Source organism: Sphingobacterium sp. WOUb80, assembly GCF_050058145.1.
Classification (GTDB): domain Bacteria; phylum Bacteroidota; class Bacteroidia; order Sphingobacteriales; family Sphingobacteriaceae; genus Sphingobacterium.
In genome coordinates, this window is sequence record NZ_CP165617.1 from 2,307,205 (window position 1) to 2,323,973 (window position 16,769).

Below are 16,769 nucleotides of genomic sequence, written 5' to 3' on the forward strand. Positions count from 1 at the left end.
TGATCTATCCAAATAGGACATATCTAGAATTTCCTCCCAAAGATCAATACGCCAACGCTACTTGAGAAGAATCCCGTCCTAGCAATCGAAGGGAACGGTTATGCTTATCTTCCTGTCGCAGGAAGACAATCGGAACGCGACGCAATGAAAGATGCCATAGGGGAAAAATACGTTCTTCCCCTACTCCGATCTTCGACGACAGGTAGTGGTGAATGTGAAAGGTTAGTGAAATAAGACCATGCTTTAGGGCTTGTGACGAAGATGTATCTGTGGCATCTGATCCTTTGAATCTCGATGAGGTTGGGAGTATATCTCGGCAGCAAAAACAATGTGTTTTTGATCCTTTTCTAGAAAAAAGTTAAATTAGCAACTTAAACGACGATTAAGCCATGAAGAGAAACCGATTGACCATTTTATTCATTTTCCCCTTATTGTTTTTTTCCTGCAAAAAAGAAAATTCTGGCCGGGATATGACGGACAACCTGATAGGAAAATGGAAGATGACCATTTATGAAACGACTTTTTCCGTTGGCGGCAAGAATGAGAACAGTAGCGTTCAAACAGATAAACTACCCTACAAATATCTGAGCTTTGATGGGCCCGATAGCGCTTCGCTGTGGTTAACAATACCATATTTTATTGGTTCAGATGGTTCGCCGAGTGTGATAGAATGGAATCCAACCGGCGCAGATGTAAGTATTAAAGATGGAAGCCCACAGAGCAGAAAACCAGTCTATTTTCGAAAATATTACTATCGCCTGAATGAAGGTCGGCTCCTACTAAAGGAAACCAATGCATTTAATCCATCTGCATGGGCAGTGAAATGGGGAGAGGCTACAACAGGTATTGTCGACTCTCTTGTAAACTATTACCCTGAACTCAGGGACGATATAAACTGGTGGGATATATCCGTAGATGGAAACTTATTAAAATTAAAGCAGGAGATAAGCTATGGTGTTGGGGATAACTTTCGCTCTACGGTGACTATGGTATTTTCAAGAGAATGATTTCCTGAAACAGTCGCTGATAGCCATTGGAATCATTATCGGTATATTGCCACTTTCCAAACAAAAATTTGCCACACGTGCATCAATTTCAACCGCGCTAATATTTATAGGTTTCTCCCTATTTTTCATCATAAGGATGACTATAAGCGCTTATGGGCTGGACAGTACAATAAATTACTTTACAGCAAAAGAGGATATCAGAAATGGTAAAATCAGATTCTATACCTATGGACAGTTGTGCTGTATCCCAAGCAATGTATATAGAGCAATAGATTCTCTTGGAAAATCTTATGGCTATAAAACCATTAACATAGGTATGGGAACACCGGGAGTAGAAATTTATAACGATGTCGTAGAAGATTACTTAGAACAAATTCACGGGGAGAATTGGCGTAATGAATTTTATAGAAAAGTCGACTCCATTCATGGGGTGGAAACTCAAATCAAGAAGGATTAGAGCAACTTCTGTTATTACCTCATTAGAGATTTCACGCTTTTAGTTTTAATCCTATGATACCGTTGGTATTACACTCCCACACTCCTGTTGCCAAAGAACAAAATCTTTAAATTTCAATATTAGCTATAAGTGTATTAGAAATCTCTATTGATAAATCTATTAATAATTGTTTCTTTATAAACTGTCCAAACGATATTGTATGCACCTCCAGCATCAGAATTTGACATTACAATATAGAAAGTATTATTATTCATGGAAACATACATATTATCTATATTAGATTATAAAAAATGTAAAAGGCATTGTAAGTACTCCGGCATATTTTATAAAGTTTGAAGCAGCCCTATTGGGGATTTTTTTTGATATATGAACAAAAAAAACAGCACAGCTTAACGAATAGAAAAACATACCTGTAAATGCCCAATATCTAGAGGTATTTTCGGTTCCGTTTAATGCCTTTTCTCCAAACAAGTTACTAAAAAAATTTTTTGACCAATCAAACCCAATCGAGGATTCGTTCTGGTAGGTGCCACCGGGATAAACCGAAATTGCAATGAACATGAGAATCAATGCAATGATCATCCCTATCAATACAAAATGGCTTTTTAATAATTTCATTTACAAATGATCAATAATTGTTTATGTTGCCTTTAAATCTGGTACACTTCCCAAACTACCCCCCTAAAACCAATATGACAAGAATCCCATCCTCAACTAGCGGATACAGCGCTTCATGTAATTCGGATAGCACTAGTTCATGGATACCATACTTTTTATTTGTACAAACAAATTCACTCATTTCCCCTAACGAAAACTTAATGGTATATTCATTGGTAGGCATAAAATCAAATTCACAAACAATACCATTTATTTCTATACGGCAACCTGCACCATGAAATTCGTAATTGAATCCATCAATATCTCCCGAACGATTCCTAAGGCTCCTTTGCTCAAATTCTTCGATATCTGGAGAGAACTGATACTAGCTTAATCATGTTGCATTAAGATACAAAATAACGTTGAAAATTATAGCTGAAGAGTTATATATTTTGTCTATTTACAACCCTGTTTGTAAATTCAACAAGAACAATTAAGCTCCGTTAATTAAAAGTATAGATTATATAAAAGTAGGGATTAAATATACGATGGAAATTTACTGGATTCGTATTTAGAAATTTATTACTTATACAACGTTTATGATTTGTTAATGTCTCTCAGATCTAAACCTATTCGGAGCCATACCTGTTTTTAATCGAAAAAACCGAGTAAAATATGACGTATCTGCATATCCTAAATTCATCCCAATTTCTTTGATCGATAAATCACCATTATTAAGCTCCTTTTTTGCCTCTTCGATGACCCGTTCCTGTATAACTTCGGTAGCAGTTAAGGAAAGTATTTTTTTGCAAGCAATATTCAGATAGGATGGAGTTACGGACAGCTTTTCTGCATAAAATGCAGTATGTTTCTCCGCTCTGAATTGCTGATCCAAAAGCTGCATAAATCTAGAAACCAACAAATTTTTTCTTCTTTTATCCCGCTTAAACATACGCAGAATCTCCTTGTTTATGATTTCGCCAACGATCATTAACCGCAGTCGAACAATCTCCCATGCTGGATCTCCAGTCGAAAGTTCCAGATGGATCCACTCAAACTCAGCCAGCATATTTGCATGACTCTTAGACGATAATTTAATAACAGGATAGTCTTGGTATTGAGAAAAACTAAATTTTAAGGAGGTAGAAAAGACTGAAGAGAAACTACAGTCCACTGAAATAGAATAGATTTCTGTGGTAGCATCAAGCTGCATTTGATGGTCTTGCCCGGGAAAAACAAGGTGTACATGATGAGCACCGATACCATAATTTATCGAATTTATACGATGTAATCCATGACCGTTGTTACATAGTAACAAAATGAATCGGTTGGAATTACTTTCCATCGATTCTACCTCTTGAATCGGTCCCTCTATCTTACTTAAGATCACAGGGTACTTCTTGGTACCGCTAAGATTGTTCCTGTACTTATTAATTTTGACATCCATAGTTAAAGCGTCATTTTTAACTCGTTGACATAAATCATAATCCATAGAAACTCTATTCATGTGGTAGATATGTTTACTTGAGTTGTTGCCAAAATTACAATATAAGAGATGCTTCATACACTTGATCTCTTTGGCTTCAGAAAACATTCCACTTACCAAAAAAAACACAAGTTGTTAAATTTAAAACAGTTAACTAATAAAAAATGCAATACTACCTTGTAAAAATTAGATAAAATTCGAAACACAATAAATGATTTAGACAAGCGATTCCTTTAAAAAATTGTAACAACACTACAGCAATCGATAAACAAAAAAAACAGGCATAATTCCTTTCGAAAAGTGCCTGTCTCCTAAATTTCGCTTCTGATTTTTATTTTCTCACACAACGTACGTTTCCTCGATAAGTCTGTGTGAGCGCTTGCATTTGTCTCGTGCCCAATTGCGTGAGATTATATGTAAATGGTTTTGTATAATTGTACACTGCTGCCTGGGTCATTACCGCTCCTTTACTATGATCGGTACTTAGGTAGCCGGCAGCCCAATAAAATAGTTGGGTACGAATACCACTTGCAGAAGTGTTGCTCCGTGAGTCGATCTGTTTTCTTGAATAGGTAAGTGTCGAACCCGGATAGTAACCATTAAATGTAAAAATCAATCGCTGGCTATAACTTGTATATTCTCCAGCGTAGGATGGCGCACCGTTGTCCATGGCCCAGGACTGATTGACGACAGCGTACCAGTTATATGTATCGACCTGATTAGATCCAGAAATACCGATAAATTGAGTAGAGGATCTTTCAGTTAAAGAATTCATTTCGGTTGCATTGGGCATCCGCCACACACCCGCAGGGTATACCAATGCACACGGATCTCCTGAAAGTGGTGTTCCTGTTGGCGTCGTTGATACCCAAGTCCAATACTCTGATTGAGTTGCATTATCATAAGGTTCAATACCCGCATCGGCCTTAAAACGATATTTATCCAATTGTCCTGCAGTACCATCGTACCACAGGTCACTACGTGCCCAGGCCAGTCCACCAACAGGAATTGCAGATTCGATAATTCTCGCTTTTAGTTGATATTGACCGCCGACTTCTGGTGTAAATGCACCGTTAGCGAAGGTCAGATAAGTATTGGCAGTTCCGTAGTTTCTCGTGGATATCTCATTTGAAGTGACCGGAAGATTCATGATCAGATGATCCAGATTCGTAGAAAAGAATGGCTGAATCGAGATTGTTCCGGCAGTTACCGCTGTACCTGTAGGAATTGTATACAATGAAACAGTTTTTACTAAATCTCCTGTACTCGCATCAGTATTCGCGATATGGGCGGCTGTTTTCTCAACAGCAACAGCAACGGGGTTTCCAAATGTTCCACTTAATATGTCAAGATCTGCCGTCAGCAACATCGATTTGAACTGAGCTCCCGATCCCGTGCCCAATTGCATCGATTTCAACGTATTAATACTGCCAAAAAGTCCCCGTGTATCAATATCTACATCATAGCGAGCCGTTTTATGATCAAAGATAATATTAAGATAATTTTCACCGGTCTTGGTATCAATAGTACCTGTCGCAAAAAGGACATCTTTATTCGCGAGGTCAGCCGCCGCAATTTTACCATTGCTAAGATCAGGAACAGTTCCTTCACTGGTCGAAACCGCTACCCATCTATATGTTTTTCCACCATCTATCTGTATTGCTGGATCCGTCCCCGGAGTACCCACGACATTATTAAGCAAAGTGGAACCTGACTCATCATATAATAGTATACGATATTTTAAGTTTGTTGGCATTGGTGTGGTAACTGCCTTTAAACTCCTCCCCCCGATTGCCGTAGTTTTCGTAGCCGCCCGTTTACCAGAAAGCACACTCGCCGGAACTGGATCCATGCTCAAAAGTGCATCAAAATTACCGCCTGTTACAAGCTTTTCATCTTCGCGGATACCGGAAGAAACATGCGTACCTGTAGTAGTCGAGGCGACTTTTGCAACAGCAGATACTTTCCCAGATTCGTCAATACCTGAAATATTGACTTTCAAGACTGTTCCTTTTAGCTCTTCCTCTCCCCCAATAGTCTCTTTATGGTCTTTACACGCGACTATGGCCATTAAACCTGCACTAAATAGCGCGACTTTTACTATCCCTATTTTGGAGAACATTTTATTTTTTTCTAAATACATTTTTATGATAAAACTTAAAAGTCAAAACTATTTGTCCCACCGCCTATATCACCGTGACTATTTCTGTCGGTGACACCAGGATTATTAGGCATTCCCTGATCTCCTGGCGACAGGCTCGCAGACCCCGCCGCGATTCCATACTCCATTTCAATAACCGTAATTTCCAATGATGGAGCAGTATATGTAAGCTTGCTCTTCGATTGTTCTTTTTTTTCCTTCATGCTATTTAAATTTTTTGTTCAGTAATTCTTGCGGCACTGTGTGATGATATGCAAGGTAGAATACGGAGCAAAATTAACAACAAGAAGCAACTGGAAACTAGGACAATAACAACTAAAAACAGGACAATTAGGAGAAAAAGAAAAGATTGTGAGTATCTGAAAATTAATACACCAAATAGACCAGGTACAATTAAGAAAGCAACCTTATACAAACTATAATGTAAAAAAGAAGGATGCCCGATATCGCGAACATCCTTCTGAACCAGTCTAATCTAACTTTTATACTATTGGATCAAATAACCACCATCAACTGGTAGGTAAGCTCCAGTACAAAAACTGGCATCGTCAGAAGCCAAAAATAGAAATGCGGCAGCAATTTCTTCAGGCCGTCCTAATCTCTTCATGGCATGTTTTGATTCCATATAGGAACGGTATTCGTTACCAGAGGCGCTATTATCCATCAATAACGGTGTCTCAATGTAACCTGGACCGATCGCATTAACACGAATGTCGCTTGTCGCATTTTCTAATGCCGCAACCTTGGTTAATCCTACCAAACCATGTTTTGATGAAGCATAAGCACCAATTCCCTGCTCTGCAACCTGACTCATAATCGACCCCATATTGACGATTGAACCACCCGTGGATTGTCTTCGCATCTGCGCAATCTGATACTTCATCCCATAAAAGATCCCGCCTAGGTTTATGTTCAGAACGCGGTTCCACTCCTCGATTGTCTTTTCATGGATCGGTGAAGCGTCTACAATCCCAGCATTGTTCAATGCGACATCCAGACTGCCAAAGGTTGATACCGCAGCTTCCACGGCTGCTTTCATTTGCTCCGGATCGGAGACATCGCATTTGAAAAATTCGGCTTCTGTTCCCTCTTTCCTGATTTCATCCAAGGTATCCAAGTTCTCATGAATATCTACGATCATGACTTTTGCCCCTTCCCTAGCAATAAGGATGGCTGCTGATTTACCAATTCCAGAGTTTCCACCGGTTATAAAAGCTACTTTGTTTTCAAATCTTCTCATATCGAATTCCTTTTTGTATTTTACTATTTTCTTCGGATAGACCATCTTTAAAAATGGTCCGGCAGTTTGCCGGACCAACCTGACCAATTTCACCTACTTCACCACTCAATTGTCTGTTTCCTTGAAGGCCCAATGATGACGCTCAGCAGCCAGAGGAGTTTGCTGAGTTTCAACTACCAAACAATTGTACCTTTTCAGTAAAAAGACTTAAGCGACAACCATTAGTGGCAGAAATTTACCCGTAATCCAAATTTAAAGTTTAATTGATTGTGCTTTATTTACATAATCATCCGATTACTTTCTTTTTTTATAACAATTTTACACTTACAATAGGCTGCTCAACCTAAAACATAGGGTGCTTATTTGCTGCGTGTACCGGCACCTGTTGACGTACATCCCAATGCTCGGCAATCTTACCACCTTCAAGACGAAAAATATCGATTGTCGATGTCACTGTACCATTTGCATTCTTATCTCTTACATGCAGGAAAACCAAATCTCCCTCGGCCGCTATATGTTGTGCATCAATTTTGATTTTTGGAGAACCTTTGAACCATTTCACTGCCGCAGACTTAAATGCCTCGGCGCCATCGGGGACATCCGGATTGTGCTGTATATAGCTTGGGAGAATGTATTTGTCGACAGCAGCGGTATCTTTATCCCCAAACATCTGCTGATAAAAATCGAGCACAACTTTCTTGTTCGTTTCCTTCACATCCACAACCTCTACTGAAGTATCCTTATCAATTAAAGGAGGTTTAGCCCCAGATGAACAGCCAAAACCAAAGACTCCTAACAGAAATCCATAGCCAATCAAAATACACTTGTTTCTTTTTTCCATTACTTTTTTTAATTTATGGGAACTAAAAAAGGTGGCCGATAAGAACCACCTTTTCCATCTACCGAAAAAACTTGGACAGATGCTCAACCAAAACATTTGTCCGCTACCTAATTGCATCAAAATTGATGATTTCTTTTGAAATTCTACTTTACAAAAACATTCCATCGCTTTATAAATTCAACACAATAATTTTAATGGCGATTATTTGGACAAGGCAGGATATTCTTGAATATCGCTGCGAATCCCCAACATATCTTACCTAAAACTGCACGTCAAAGCCTTTAAAAAGCGTAAATGTTTTCTCTATTTATTCCATTGTTTTTGATTTTCATCACTTGACAGATTTTTGACAATTTGTTTCTCTATTTTGCCAGTATGGAGAATTTAATAAAGACTGGCCATATTCAAATACCTTTTGGCTCGCTCGAACTTGTACTTTTGGCTGACGGCTATTTTACAGTAGAAACATGGCAGCCAGTTATTGCCCCAACCATACCATCTCAATTAGTCGAAAAGGAGCTTGACAGGCTTTCCCTTTCGAAAAAAAACTACCAGGCCCCAATTATCGTCATGCTAGTTAAACAGCAGAATCGGTATATTCTAATTGATACAGGCGAAGGCCATTATGACATAAAAAATGCTGGAAATTTAAAGAGAAGCCTATATTTAGCAGGTATAACACTCGAGCAGATCACCGATATTATTATTACGCACGCACATCGAGACCATATTGGCGGTATATTGGATAGCAAAGGTTTGCCTAATTACCCAAATGCTACATACTACATTTCTAAACCCGAATTTGATTTCTGGATGTCAGATAATCCTGATTTTTCACAAGGCAAAAATCCTGAACTCGGGCAGTCTAATCTGGCTTTGATAAAAAAAACACTTCAGGCCATCAGTCCTAAGCTACTGCTATTCGAACCCGGCGATCAATTATTTTCCTGTATCGATACAGAATTAGCACCGGGACATACCGCAGGACATATTATCTGTACAGTAAAGTCAGAGTATAGCGTTATCACCAATCTCGTTGACCTTATACATTCGCCACTTCTTGTTTCTCAACCACACTGGGGAACGCTATGGGATATAAATTTCCAACGTGCGGTTGACACACGGATAAAAATTCTTGAACGTTGCCATCGAGAAGGAACACTCGTAATCGCATCCCATATGCCTTGGCCTGGAATAGGTTTTATTGGTAAAATAAAGAATCGCAAACAATGGGTTTGGGTTCCTAAATCCTTTATTTCCTATTGACAATCTCGTCCAAGGCTTTCGGACAGTTCAACACAGGATTTAACAATTTTGAAATCTCCATTCCGGCTTCGATAGTAAAGCTCCATTTTAGGGCAGCCATGTACAATAGCTCGCAATTCGATATCTTCCAGAACAGTTGTAGATAAAGAGTTTCCGTACGCAAAGTCCTTTATAGAGAACGGCCCTAAATACAAAAAATCTGCTCGGAGTGCTAAAAAGGGCAAAATATGTACAGCAATTAGTCCTATAATGTGACAATTATCATCTTCAACCAATAACTGATATTCATTTGTATTATTAACAAGAAAGGGAATCACTGTATAGCAGAATACTTCTAACTTTCGTAACCCAATGTTATACATTAAAGTCGAAACAAATTTCGTATCGACGTCCTTCATTTGTCTAATATTCATACCTTTCGAAATTTAGCCCTTGATTAGGTTCTGAAAAAGTCATTAGTTTCGTGAAAACTCTGTTTCCGATCAGACCGTGTTATTATCTGTTTTAACTTTCCTCTAATTTAAGGACTTAAGCTATAATACATGCTTTAAATTGCTTGTTCAAATTATTCCATCTGTTTTCAAAATCAACACACAAAGTATATACTCACAAATATTCCAACCTTGATTCCCTTAATCGATAGAATAAGACCTTTATAAAGCTATATTATGGATAGATATACAGACCCCCGATGCAGCTGATAGACAATTTATAAAACGTGAAATCTCGATGATACCTCTTTACCATCATAGCAGTTGCTACCTCTGTTACTGATAAAATTATCTTTGAGCCAGGACCGAAGTAAAACTGTCTTCCGCTCAAATCTACTGGATTTCGTCTCCAGTATCCCTTTACTAATATACCTGTGACAATACTCTATAAAATAAACCACACCGATTCTATACATATAGATAGGAGCCGAAAGTGAGATTACTTCTGTCTTACGCCAGGGTTCTTGATCTGGCATACTACTATTTTCTTCATAACCGCCTATCCTGATAAAATTGGCGGTATCCAATTCTTGGTCCGAGAAATAAAAATTCAACAGTGTATGGTTAGTAATAATATGCCGCGCCTGAAAAATATCTACCCGTTCAAAATATCTTTTTTTCTCGACATGGTTGTAATACCAACAGTAAGTATTCATTTTTAAACCACTGGCCATAAATTTCAAAAAGTTTTTCAAATCCATCGGAGACCAATAACTTGTTAACTGCCAAACTTTATATTTAATTCTAGGTTGTTTACATAGGGTTAGCAATTCATCATTAAAGCTGTTTTTGAGGTATATCGAAGTGATTTTTCTCTCCTTTTGACAGCTAGTGCAAATCGCTATTAGGTCGAATTTATTCGGTTCAACGATTTGGTTTTCATTACGGCATGTAAGCTCGAAAAAATCATTTTTACAGTTGCATATCCTTTTCTTTGGGTATGTTTTTTGGGTCAGATCATACCAACGTTCGACAGAATCCCTTATCAAATAACATTCGCCGTCCCGTGCTGTCAATAAACCAACGCCCTCTTCTACAAAAAAACGCAGCTGAAATTCTCGCTTGCCATTTTGTGATTCTACTCTTATCTGCAAACCGGTATTCATTCTTCAATCAAATTATAGCCAACGATCTTTCTTGTGTGAGCAGCTCCATTTTAAAAGTTCAAAAAATATTGTTAGAACCCCGCTCTTTTCTTGAACGCCTTATCCTCGGCAAACATGGCTTTTATCTGCATACTCATCTGCTCAGATACTTTAACCATAGTCTCCCAGTTGTCTAAGGATTCCGGATCTATATCCATTGCTAGGCTATCCCTTAAAAATAGATAGAGCATTCCGCCGATATGCTGGAGTATAGACATTTTAAAGTCAATAAGTGGGCTCTTAAAATATGCGCTACCATATGCAAAAAGATCATCAAACAGGATCTTCCAATATAGTCGTATCTCATCCAAAACAGGACCGCGTTCAGCCAAACTCCACAAAATAAGGTTGCGTAATATTGAATTGCGGCAGAGCTCAAATAAAATTCCATCTAGATATACGGCCACAGTGTCGAATGCAAATTGCTGACCACTTTTTAAAGAAAAAACCGATAAAACTTTTTTTTCCCGGATATCCTTTAATAAATTTCGCTGACAATACTCTTTCAAATTCGCCATTTCTCCGAAAAATTTGTACAATTCGCTCTCGTTTACTCCTGCTATTAAAAGAACCCTCTCTTTACTTAGTGCAGTATGCCCTTCAATCGCCAAAATGTCCATTACGGCAAGTATTAGTTTAGCTCGCTCTTTTGCGTTATCTCTGCCATTTTCTATCTCAATCCACCTCATAATTTCTCCAGATTTTATTTGATTACATTTTTTGACCCCGCAATTCTTCTATACCGGAACTCTCCAAAAACTGACGCGGTGAAAACCCTACATGCCTTTTAAAATAATTGGAAAAACCCGCTAGATCATTGAAGTTAAGATCTACAGAGATTTCCTTAACGGATTTACCGGTGCTCAGCAGTTCCGCTATAATTACATTCACGACCTCTTTGGCGATAAAAGCGTTAGCGTTCATACCCAGATGTTTTCGACATAAAACGTTAAGATAATTAGCCGAGACCCCCAGTCTATCTGCATAATATTTAACTGAACGCTGCTCACGGCTAAACGCTAGAAGCAACATCGAAAAACGTGTGAGAATAGGTTCGAGCTTACTATTCTTTTTTCGCTCCAGTTTCCCAAGAACTTCACGGTTGAACATCAACGAGATAATCCTAAATTTTGAAAAGATAATCTCCTTCATTCCGCGTGTGCAATCCAGTTCCCTATCAATGCCCTTAAATTCGCCCAATATCTCATGAAAATTCCGGCGTGACAGTTTTACCACGGGGTTCTTTTTATAATACTCTACCGGGTAAATAAAATAATTCTCAAATGCTTTAAATAGTTTACTTGACACAAAAATAGTATGTACCTTTGTACCAACCCAAATATCCCAACTATGCACTTGTCCAGGAAAGATCATATGCAGCTGTTTTCCATTGATGTGGTGGATAAATCCATCAATAGTATGTGTTCCACTTCCTGTTTCAAACAATAAAAATGAAAAAAAATCAAGACCAATAGGATCCTTTCTATACATCTGACGTTCGGTTTTGAAGTATAGAATATCTTCTACCGAGCCTTTTAATTCCTGAAAATCTCCGAAAAGCTCCTTTTGATAATATTTCTTTTTTCCCATAATCAATTATTTGTAGCAAATGGAATTTTCCGCCTCTAATTCGCATTTAAAATCATATCCGTATCAATAAGAAAAATATTTCGTAGTAGCCAATGCGAAAGGCAAAAATTCTTCGTAGAGGGTAAAATAACATTGAATTTATCGATTCTCAAAGCGATTGAAACGAAATGAATGATTTGAGAAAGCATATACATGATTTTGATAAACGATTTCTTATTTCACCAACTTTCAAGAAGAAAAGACCGCATCAAAGCAGAGCTACTTACATGTATCCAAGGCAATCTTTAAGTCACCGCCGCCATAATGAATAGGCATTTTTATATGTGTTTAACTTCTGACAAAGTGGCTCAATCTCTTCAGAAATACGATCCAGTCGTCCAAATTGACAGCTTGATTCTTTATGAAAAAACAAAATTAATCCTGCAAAGAAGTGATTGATTTTATAGATATACTTTATAAAATTATTCCATTACTTTTCGTATTTATAGCAACAAATTCCCCTTTTTAATGACATTTGCAACAAGCAACATGTAAAGCTTAAAATGCAAAACATTGTGAAATAGCCTAGAAACCTATTTTTTGAAGTAAATACATATCGAAATAGCTTTTAGAACTTAGAAAAAACACAAAATAAAACAATCATAAAAATCAATAGACAAAAAAGAATTTCGGCCTGATGATTGTAATATAATCCAAGAAGTTAGATTACTTTTGAATCACCTATGAAAACACTTGCTGATGACGGCGTTGTATACGACGTAATTGAAGGAGAGAACTCATTCAATAAAACTACAAAATGTACTTACTTTTTAATCGTACTATTCTTGGATGGCAGCGGCATCCATTACATTGACGGAAAACAGCATTCAATCGGTAAAAATCAGCTGCATTTTCTCTTTCCGGGACAACACCATCATTGGGAAACCGGCCCAGAAACTGTTGCGCAAAAGATCACAGTCGGAAAACTCATTTTCGAAGAATTCTCCAGCATAGAGGAATTCCGATTTATCAGACACAATTTGCCCCCCGTATTTAAGATTGACAGCATGATATTTGACGCTGTCGACCATGAAATGAAGGGTATAAAAAGTGCCCTGGAACTGTTTGATTTCAACAAAGAATGGCACAAACTAGTGCTGAAACGCATGGATAGCTTATCTACGCTCATGAAGTATGAAGCCGAGCGTTACATAGACGCTACATTATCCGCAAAATTAAATCCTATTGTAAAGAATTTCTGGAACCTGATAAACACACATTATACTGAACATAGGACCACCAGCTGGTATGCAGATCAGCTTAGCATCAGTGCTAATTATCTAAATGTGCTCTGTCAGAAAAATCTGAACATCAGCGCCTCAGAAATGATCAATCAAAGAATCATGCAGGAAGCCAAGCAACAGTTGCGATTCACCGATAAAATCATCAAAGAAATTGCTTTTGATTTAGGTTTCAAGTCAATCTCTACATTTTCTGTCTTTTTCAAGAAACAAAGTGGTTATTCACCCATGAATTATCGGGAGTAAATAAATTTACTCCTAATCGTATCTACACGCTTACCTGCCAGCAATTTAATTGACCCTTTCTTTTGCCGGTTATTTTAGCTTACTATCGATCTCCAGTTCCCAGCGTAGAAATAGTGCTCATCCGTTTACGGTGAAAACAAACACAATAACCACATAAGGCAACAGACAATGATAGGATGATCTGTCACTGCCTAAAAAATGTAATCGCGAGCCAGCTTTTTCAACAAGTAGAAAATTAAAAAATACTATTAAATACTAGCCACACTTGAACCTATTCCCGTTTTCAACTCAGCATGATAAAAGATAAATTAGTAAACCGAATGAATAATTACAGCAACAGATATTTCATTAGTGATTCATAATTTTGCCTCAGCTCATCACCAGGTAATCTATAAAATTTTAAAACGGGCTGATACATATTTTTAGGGATCTATAATAAAGTACGTAAATGAAAGAAAAAATGAAACAATCCTACATTGCACCATTAATAGAACATTTTGAAGTAAAAATGGAAGAAGGCATTGCAGCTGGATCTGCCGGCGATACGACAGGTGGCGGCAGCGGAAATGCCGGTGGCGGAGGTGGAAATGGAGATGGAGGTGGATGGGGATCATAAACAAGTCCATTTTTAATTTAAATTACAAAAACGGTTGCATAATGAGCAGCCGTTTTTGCCTGTTTCATATTGCAAACTCCTCTTCCCTATACCGGTATCTATAACACCGACTGTTTATTTCTTTAAGGATAAAATAGTCGTAGCGAGGTCACTTATGTGTTCAAAAGATGGTGTGTCAGATACCGCTCTAAGCTTTATCTCAAGAAGTGTCAACCTATTGTTTATACATGAACGTTGTTTTTCGATCGTATTTTTAAACCGCCTCATATTTTTCCTCAATGCGTGATATTTTTGAAGATTTTCGTATTTGCTGTCCATTTTTAGATCATCTAGTGCAGCATCTAGCATATCATCAGCTGCGCACAACGCAACAATAAACCATTTCAATCTGTCATCTTCCTGAGATTCGATATATCTTCTGTCCCCTGCAAAATGCTCAATTTCAATTTGCAACAGGCTAATTAAGTCGTCTGACTCATAGGCCGAATCAAGTTCCATAACAATCTCGTTTGTAGGGATTCCCATGTCCTCACCGAAATCTAACGAATCTAAGAAATGCTCCATAAGATTACTATATAATTGGGTCACTTCTATCGAAATAGCTTCTTGTCCGACAATTCCATACTTCTTAAAATTATCACCAAAAGTCGTTTGATTGTAACATGCGCGATATTCGCTCATATTGTTTGGAATAACAAAATATGCGGGAACAGAATCATATAAGGCGAACTCGACATCACTAACTAAATTGAACTCTTCATCATCAAAGGAAAAAGGATCCCCAATGCAGCTATAATAAAAGGCTAAATCTTCGTTATCTGGACGCAGCAAACGAAATGATAATTTAAATGCACGCAATATCGACCTGTGAATTATATTTTGCTCTTTTTTATCAATCTCAAATTTATCCAAAGCCTCCTGAAGAATCGCTGCAATTTTAATATACAGCTTAGCGAGTTCTTTTTTTGCATCTCCCAATATTGCATCTGTACATTTTCTTACTTCCTTTGCTAAGGCGATCTCACGTTCCCAAACAGCCTTCTTTTTATCGACCAAGGCATAACAAGACCAAAACTTCTGTACTAGTTTCTCGTTGCTCTTGCCTTGCAGATCCATTATTATCTCATGTTGCGCATAGGTCGGTAAAAAGTGTCTCTGTGTACCTACATTTTTTATAGATTCCAATATTTCCCCGCCTTTAGCTGCCGGAAATGATAAAGCATCGATCGTTTCGCCCAGATATAATAGCAGCAAGCAATCACAGAGATAACTAAAACGTGCAGTCGCCGGTGGTTTTTCCTCCAGCTCATTTAGAAATTCCAATAAAAAACTATCTACTCTTCCATCACGTCCAAGCTCAAATAAATAGTGTTCTCCTAAGGTTGACTGTTCAATAATGGCCTTGATAACCTCAATATGCTCCAAATGATAAAGTGCTTCGGGGCGAATGAAAAGATCGACCTGAACATGTTCTCCTTTAGATAGATAACGCTCGACTTTACGTTCACATCTCCAGAAAAGAAAATTTTCCCTTTCTTCAAAATAGGGATCAGATAAGCCTTCAGGGAATCCTATCTTACCTTTGTACCCACAACGTATACTCAGACAGATCACCGGTTCAGATATCTCGGATTTAAACTCCGAAGGCTCCTTGATTTCGTACTTGCGGAAAGAGAGCAACCGATCACTTCCGGTTGCACTCAGCGAATTATACTCCCATCCCGGGCCGATCCCTCCCCCCTTCGATAAAAATACGTTATCCTTCGAACAGGGTTCTTGACGCATGACATCCATATCAGAAAGCACTCTTTCCTTACTGCTATGACCAAATTTTAAGGCAGGTTTTCCCATATTACTATTTTTGTAAATTGCAATAAAAGGTATTTCCATCCTCCACAATCCTTCGGCAAGATTTAATTAAGAGCTGCATAAAATGTGGCTCTTTAAATACAGAAACCGCATTGGACAACCATAAACTAAAAGAGCCAGTACCCTCTTAAAGACTAAACGAAGTTACGGGATCAAATCATTCCTCTGATAGGACAAAAACAGCAAAGCGTTTTCAATATTATTTCATTCGTTTCGAGATTTATACGAAAGCTCTCTTATATGATATCAATAAGTCTCTTCGCTCAGTATAAAAAGAAAGGATGAAGGGCCGACACATTGATCTCGTATTAGAATAACGCAATTACGCTATATATACGAGAGCTTTGATTTTCAAGATCAACAAGCCTGGAATGAAAAACTAATATATTTACCTGTTTCCAATATAAGTGGACTGCTATTATCTATTCGCATCATTTTAGGGTTACAAGTATATTCTCAAAATCATAAATATAACTA

Annotated in this window: 16 protein-coding genes; 5 read left to right on the forward strand and 11 right to left on the reverse strand. The window is 37.8% G+C overall.

Annotation, left to right across the window (positions count from 1 at the left end; all coding sequences use genetic code 11):
• Nucleotides 1–389 precede the first annotated feature (389 nt).
• Together AB1Z56_RS09655 and AB1Z56_RS09660 are read left to right on the forward strand one after the other, a co-directional pair.
• Nucleotides 390–1,007 carry a hypothetical protein gene (locus AB1Z56_RS09655; RefSeq protein ID WP_426791901.1) on the forward strand — a complete coding sequence of 206 codons (618 nt, stop codon included), beginning with the start codon at nt 390–392 and terminating at the stop codon, nt 1,005–1,007.
• Between the two features lie 136 nt (nt 1,008–1,143).
• The gene (locus AB1Z56_RS09660) at nt 1,144–1,464 is read left to right on the forward strand and encodes a hypothetical protein (RefSeq protein ID WP_426791902.1); all 321 of its coding nucleotides are present in this window, start codon (nt 1,144–1,146) and stop codon (nt 1,462–1,464) included.
• Nucleotides 1,465–2,137: 673 nt separating this feature from the next.
• Here the strand turns inward: AB1Z56_RS09660 and AB1Z56_RS09665 are convergent.
• The 6 genes from AB1Z56_RS09665 to AB1Z56_RS09690 all read right to left on the reverse strand — a co-directional run bounded on the left by AB1Z56_RS09665 (nt 2,138) and on the right by AB1Z56_RS09690 (nt 7,789).
• Nucleotides 2,138–2,428 carry a DUF6896 domain-containing protein gene (locus tag AB1Z56_RS09665; protein WP_426792389.1) on the reverse strand — a complete coding sequence of 97 codons (291 nt, stop codon included), beginning with the start codon at nt 2,426–2,428 and terminating at the stop codon, nt 2,138–2,140.
• Between the two features lie 240 nt (nt 2,429–2,668).
• Nucleotides 2,669–3,568 (reverse strand): helix-turn-helix domain-containing protein, encoded by a 900-nt coding sequence (locus tag AB1Z56_RS09670; protein WP_426791903.1) that lies wholly within the window; start codon nt 3,566–3,568, stop codon nt 2,669–2,671.
• A 310-nt stretch (nt 3,569–3,878) separates the two neighbouring features.
• Nucleotides 3,879–5,690 (reverse strand): hypothetical protein, encoded by a 1,812-nt coding sequence (locus tag AB1Z56_RS09675; protein WP_426791904.1) that lies wholly within the window; start codon nt 5,688–5,690, stop codon nt 3,879–3,881.
• Nucleotides 5,691–5,704: 14 nt separating this feature from the next.
• A complete protein-coding gene (locus tag AB1Z56_RS09680) occupies nt 5,705–5,911 on the reverse strand; it encodes a hypothetical protein (protein WP_426791905.1) in 207 nt (68 codons plus the stop codon).
• 284 nt (nt 5,912–6,195) lie between these two features.
• The gene (locus AB1Z56_RS09685; RefSeq protein ID WP_426791906.1) at nt 6,196–6,948 is read right to left on the reverse strand and encodes an SDR family NAD(P)-dependent oxidoreductase; all 753 of its coding nucleotides are present in this window, start codon (nt 6,946–6,948) and stop codon (nt 6,196–6,198) included.
• Nucleotides 6,949–7,291: 343 nt separating this feature from the next.
• Nucleotides 7,292–7,789, reverse strand: a complete 498-nt coding sequence (locus tag AB1Z56_RS09690; protein ID WP_426791907.1) for a nuclear transport factor 2 family protein — start codon at nt 7,787–7,789, stop codon at nt 7,292–7,294.
• Nucleotides 7,790–8,164: 375 nt separating this feature from the next.
• On the opposite strand from AB1Z56_RS09690, the gene AB1Z56_RS09695 reads away from it, so the two are divergent.
• Entirely contained in the window at nt 8,165–9,055 is an 891-nt protein-coding gene (locus AB1Z56_RS09695) for an MBL fold metallo-hydrolase (protein WP_426791908.1), read from the forward strand.
• Here AB1Z56_RS09695 and AB1Z56_RS09700 read toward each other — a convergent pair.
• From AB1Z56_RS09700 to AB1Z56_RS09715, 4 genes are all read right to left on the reverse strand, one after another.
• Nucleotides 9,049–9,468 (reverse strand): hypothetical protein, encoded by a 420-nt coding sequence (locus tag AB1Z56_RS09700; protein ID WP_426791909.1) that lies wholly within the window; start codon nt 9,466–9,468, stop codon nt 9,049–9,051. The genes AB1Z56_RS09695 and AB1Z56_RS09700 overlap by 7 nt on opposite strands.
• A gap of 296 nt (nt 9,469–9,764) precedes the next feature.
• Nucleotides 9,765–10,652, reverse strand: a complete 888-nt coding sequence (locus tag AB1Z56_RS09705; protein ID WP_426791910.1) for a hypothetical protein — start codon at nt 10,650–10,652, stop codon at nt 9,765–9,767.
• A 71-nt stretch (nt 10,653–10,723) separates the two neighbouring features.
• Nucleotides 10,724–11,380: a hypothetical protein gene (locus tag AB1Z56_RS09710; protein ID WP_426791911.1), complete on the reverse strand. Its 657-nt coding sequence runs from the start codon at nt 11,378–11,380 to the stop codon at nt 10,724–10,726.
• A gap of 22 nt (nt 11,381–11,402) precedes the next feature.
• Nucleotides 11,403–12,281, reverse strand: a complete 879-nt coding sequence (locus tag AB1Z56_RS09715; protein ID WP_426791912.1) for a helix-turn-helix domain-containing protein — start codon at nt 12,279–12,281, stop codon at nt 11,403–11,405.
• A 722-nt stretch (nt 12,282–13,003) separates the two neighbouring features.
• Here AB1Z56_RS09715 and AB1Z56_RS09720 point away from each other — a divergent pair.
• The gene (locus AB1Z56_RS09720) at nt 13,004–13,807 is read left to right on the forward strand and encodes an AraC family transcriptional regulator (RefSeq protein WP_426791913.1); all 804 of its coding nucleotides are present in this window, start codon (nt 13,004–13,006) and stop codon (nt 13,805–13,807) included.
• A gap of 448 nt (nt 13,808–14,255) precedes the next feature.
• Entirely contained in the window at nt 14,256–14,423 is a 168-nt protein-coding gene (locus tag AB1Z56_RS09725) for a hypothetical protein (protein WP_426791914.1), read from the forward strand.
• 114 nt (nt 14,424–14,537) lie between these two features.
• On the opposite strand, the gene AB1Z56_RS09730 is transcribed toward AB1Z56_RS09725, so the two are convergent.
• The gene (locus AB1Z56_RS09730; protein WP_426791915.1) at nt 14,538–16,274 is read right to left on the reverse strand and encodes a hypothetical protein; all 1,737 of its coding nucleotides are present in this window, start codon (nt 16,272–16,274) and stop codon (nt 14,538–14,540) included.
• Nucleotides 16,275–16,769 lie beyond the last annotated feature (495 nt).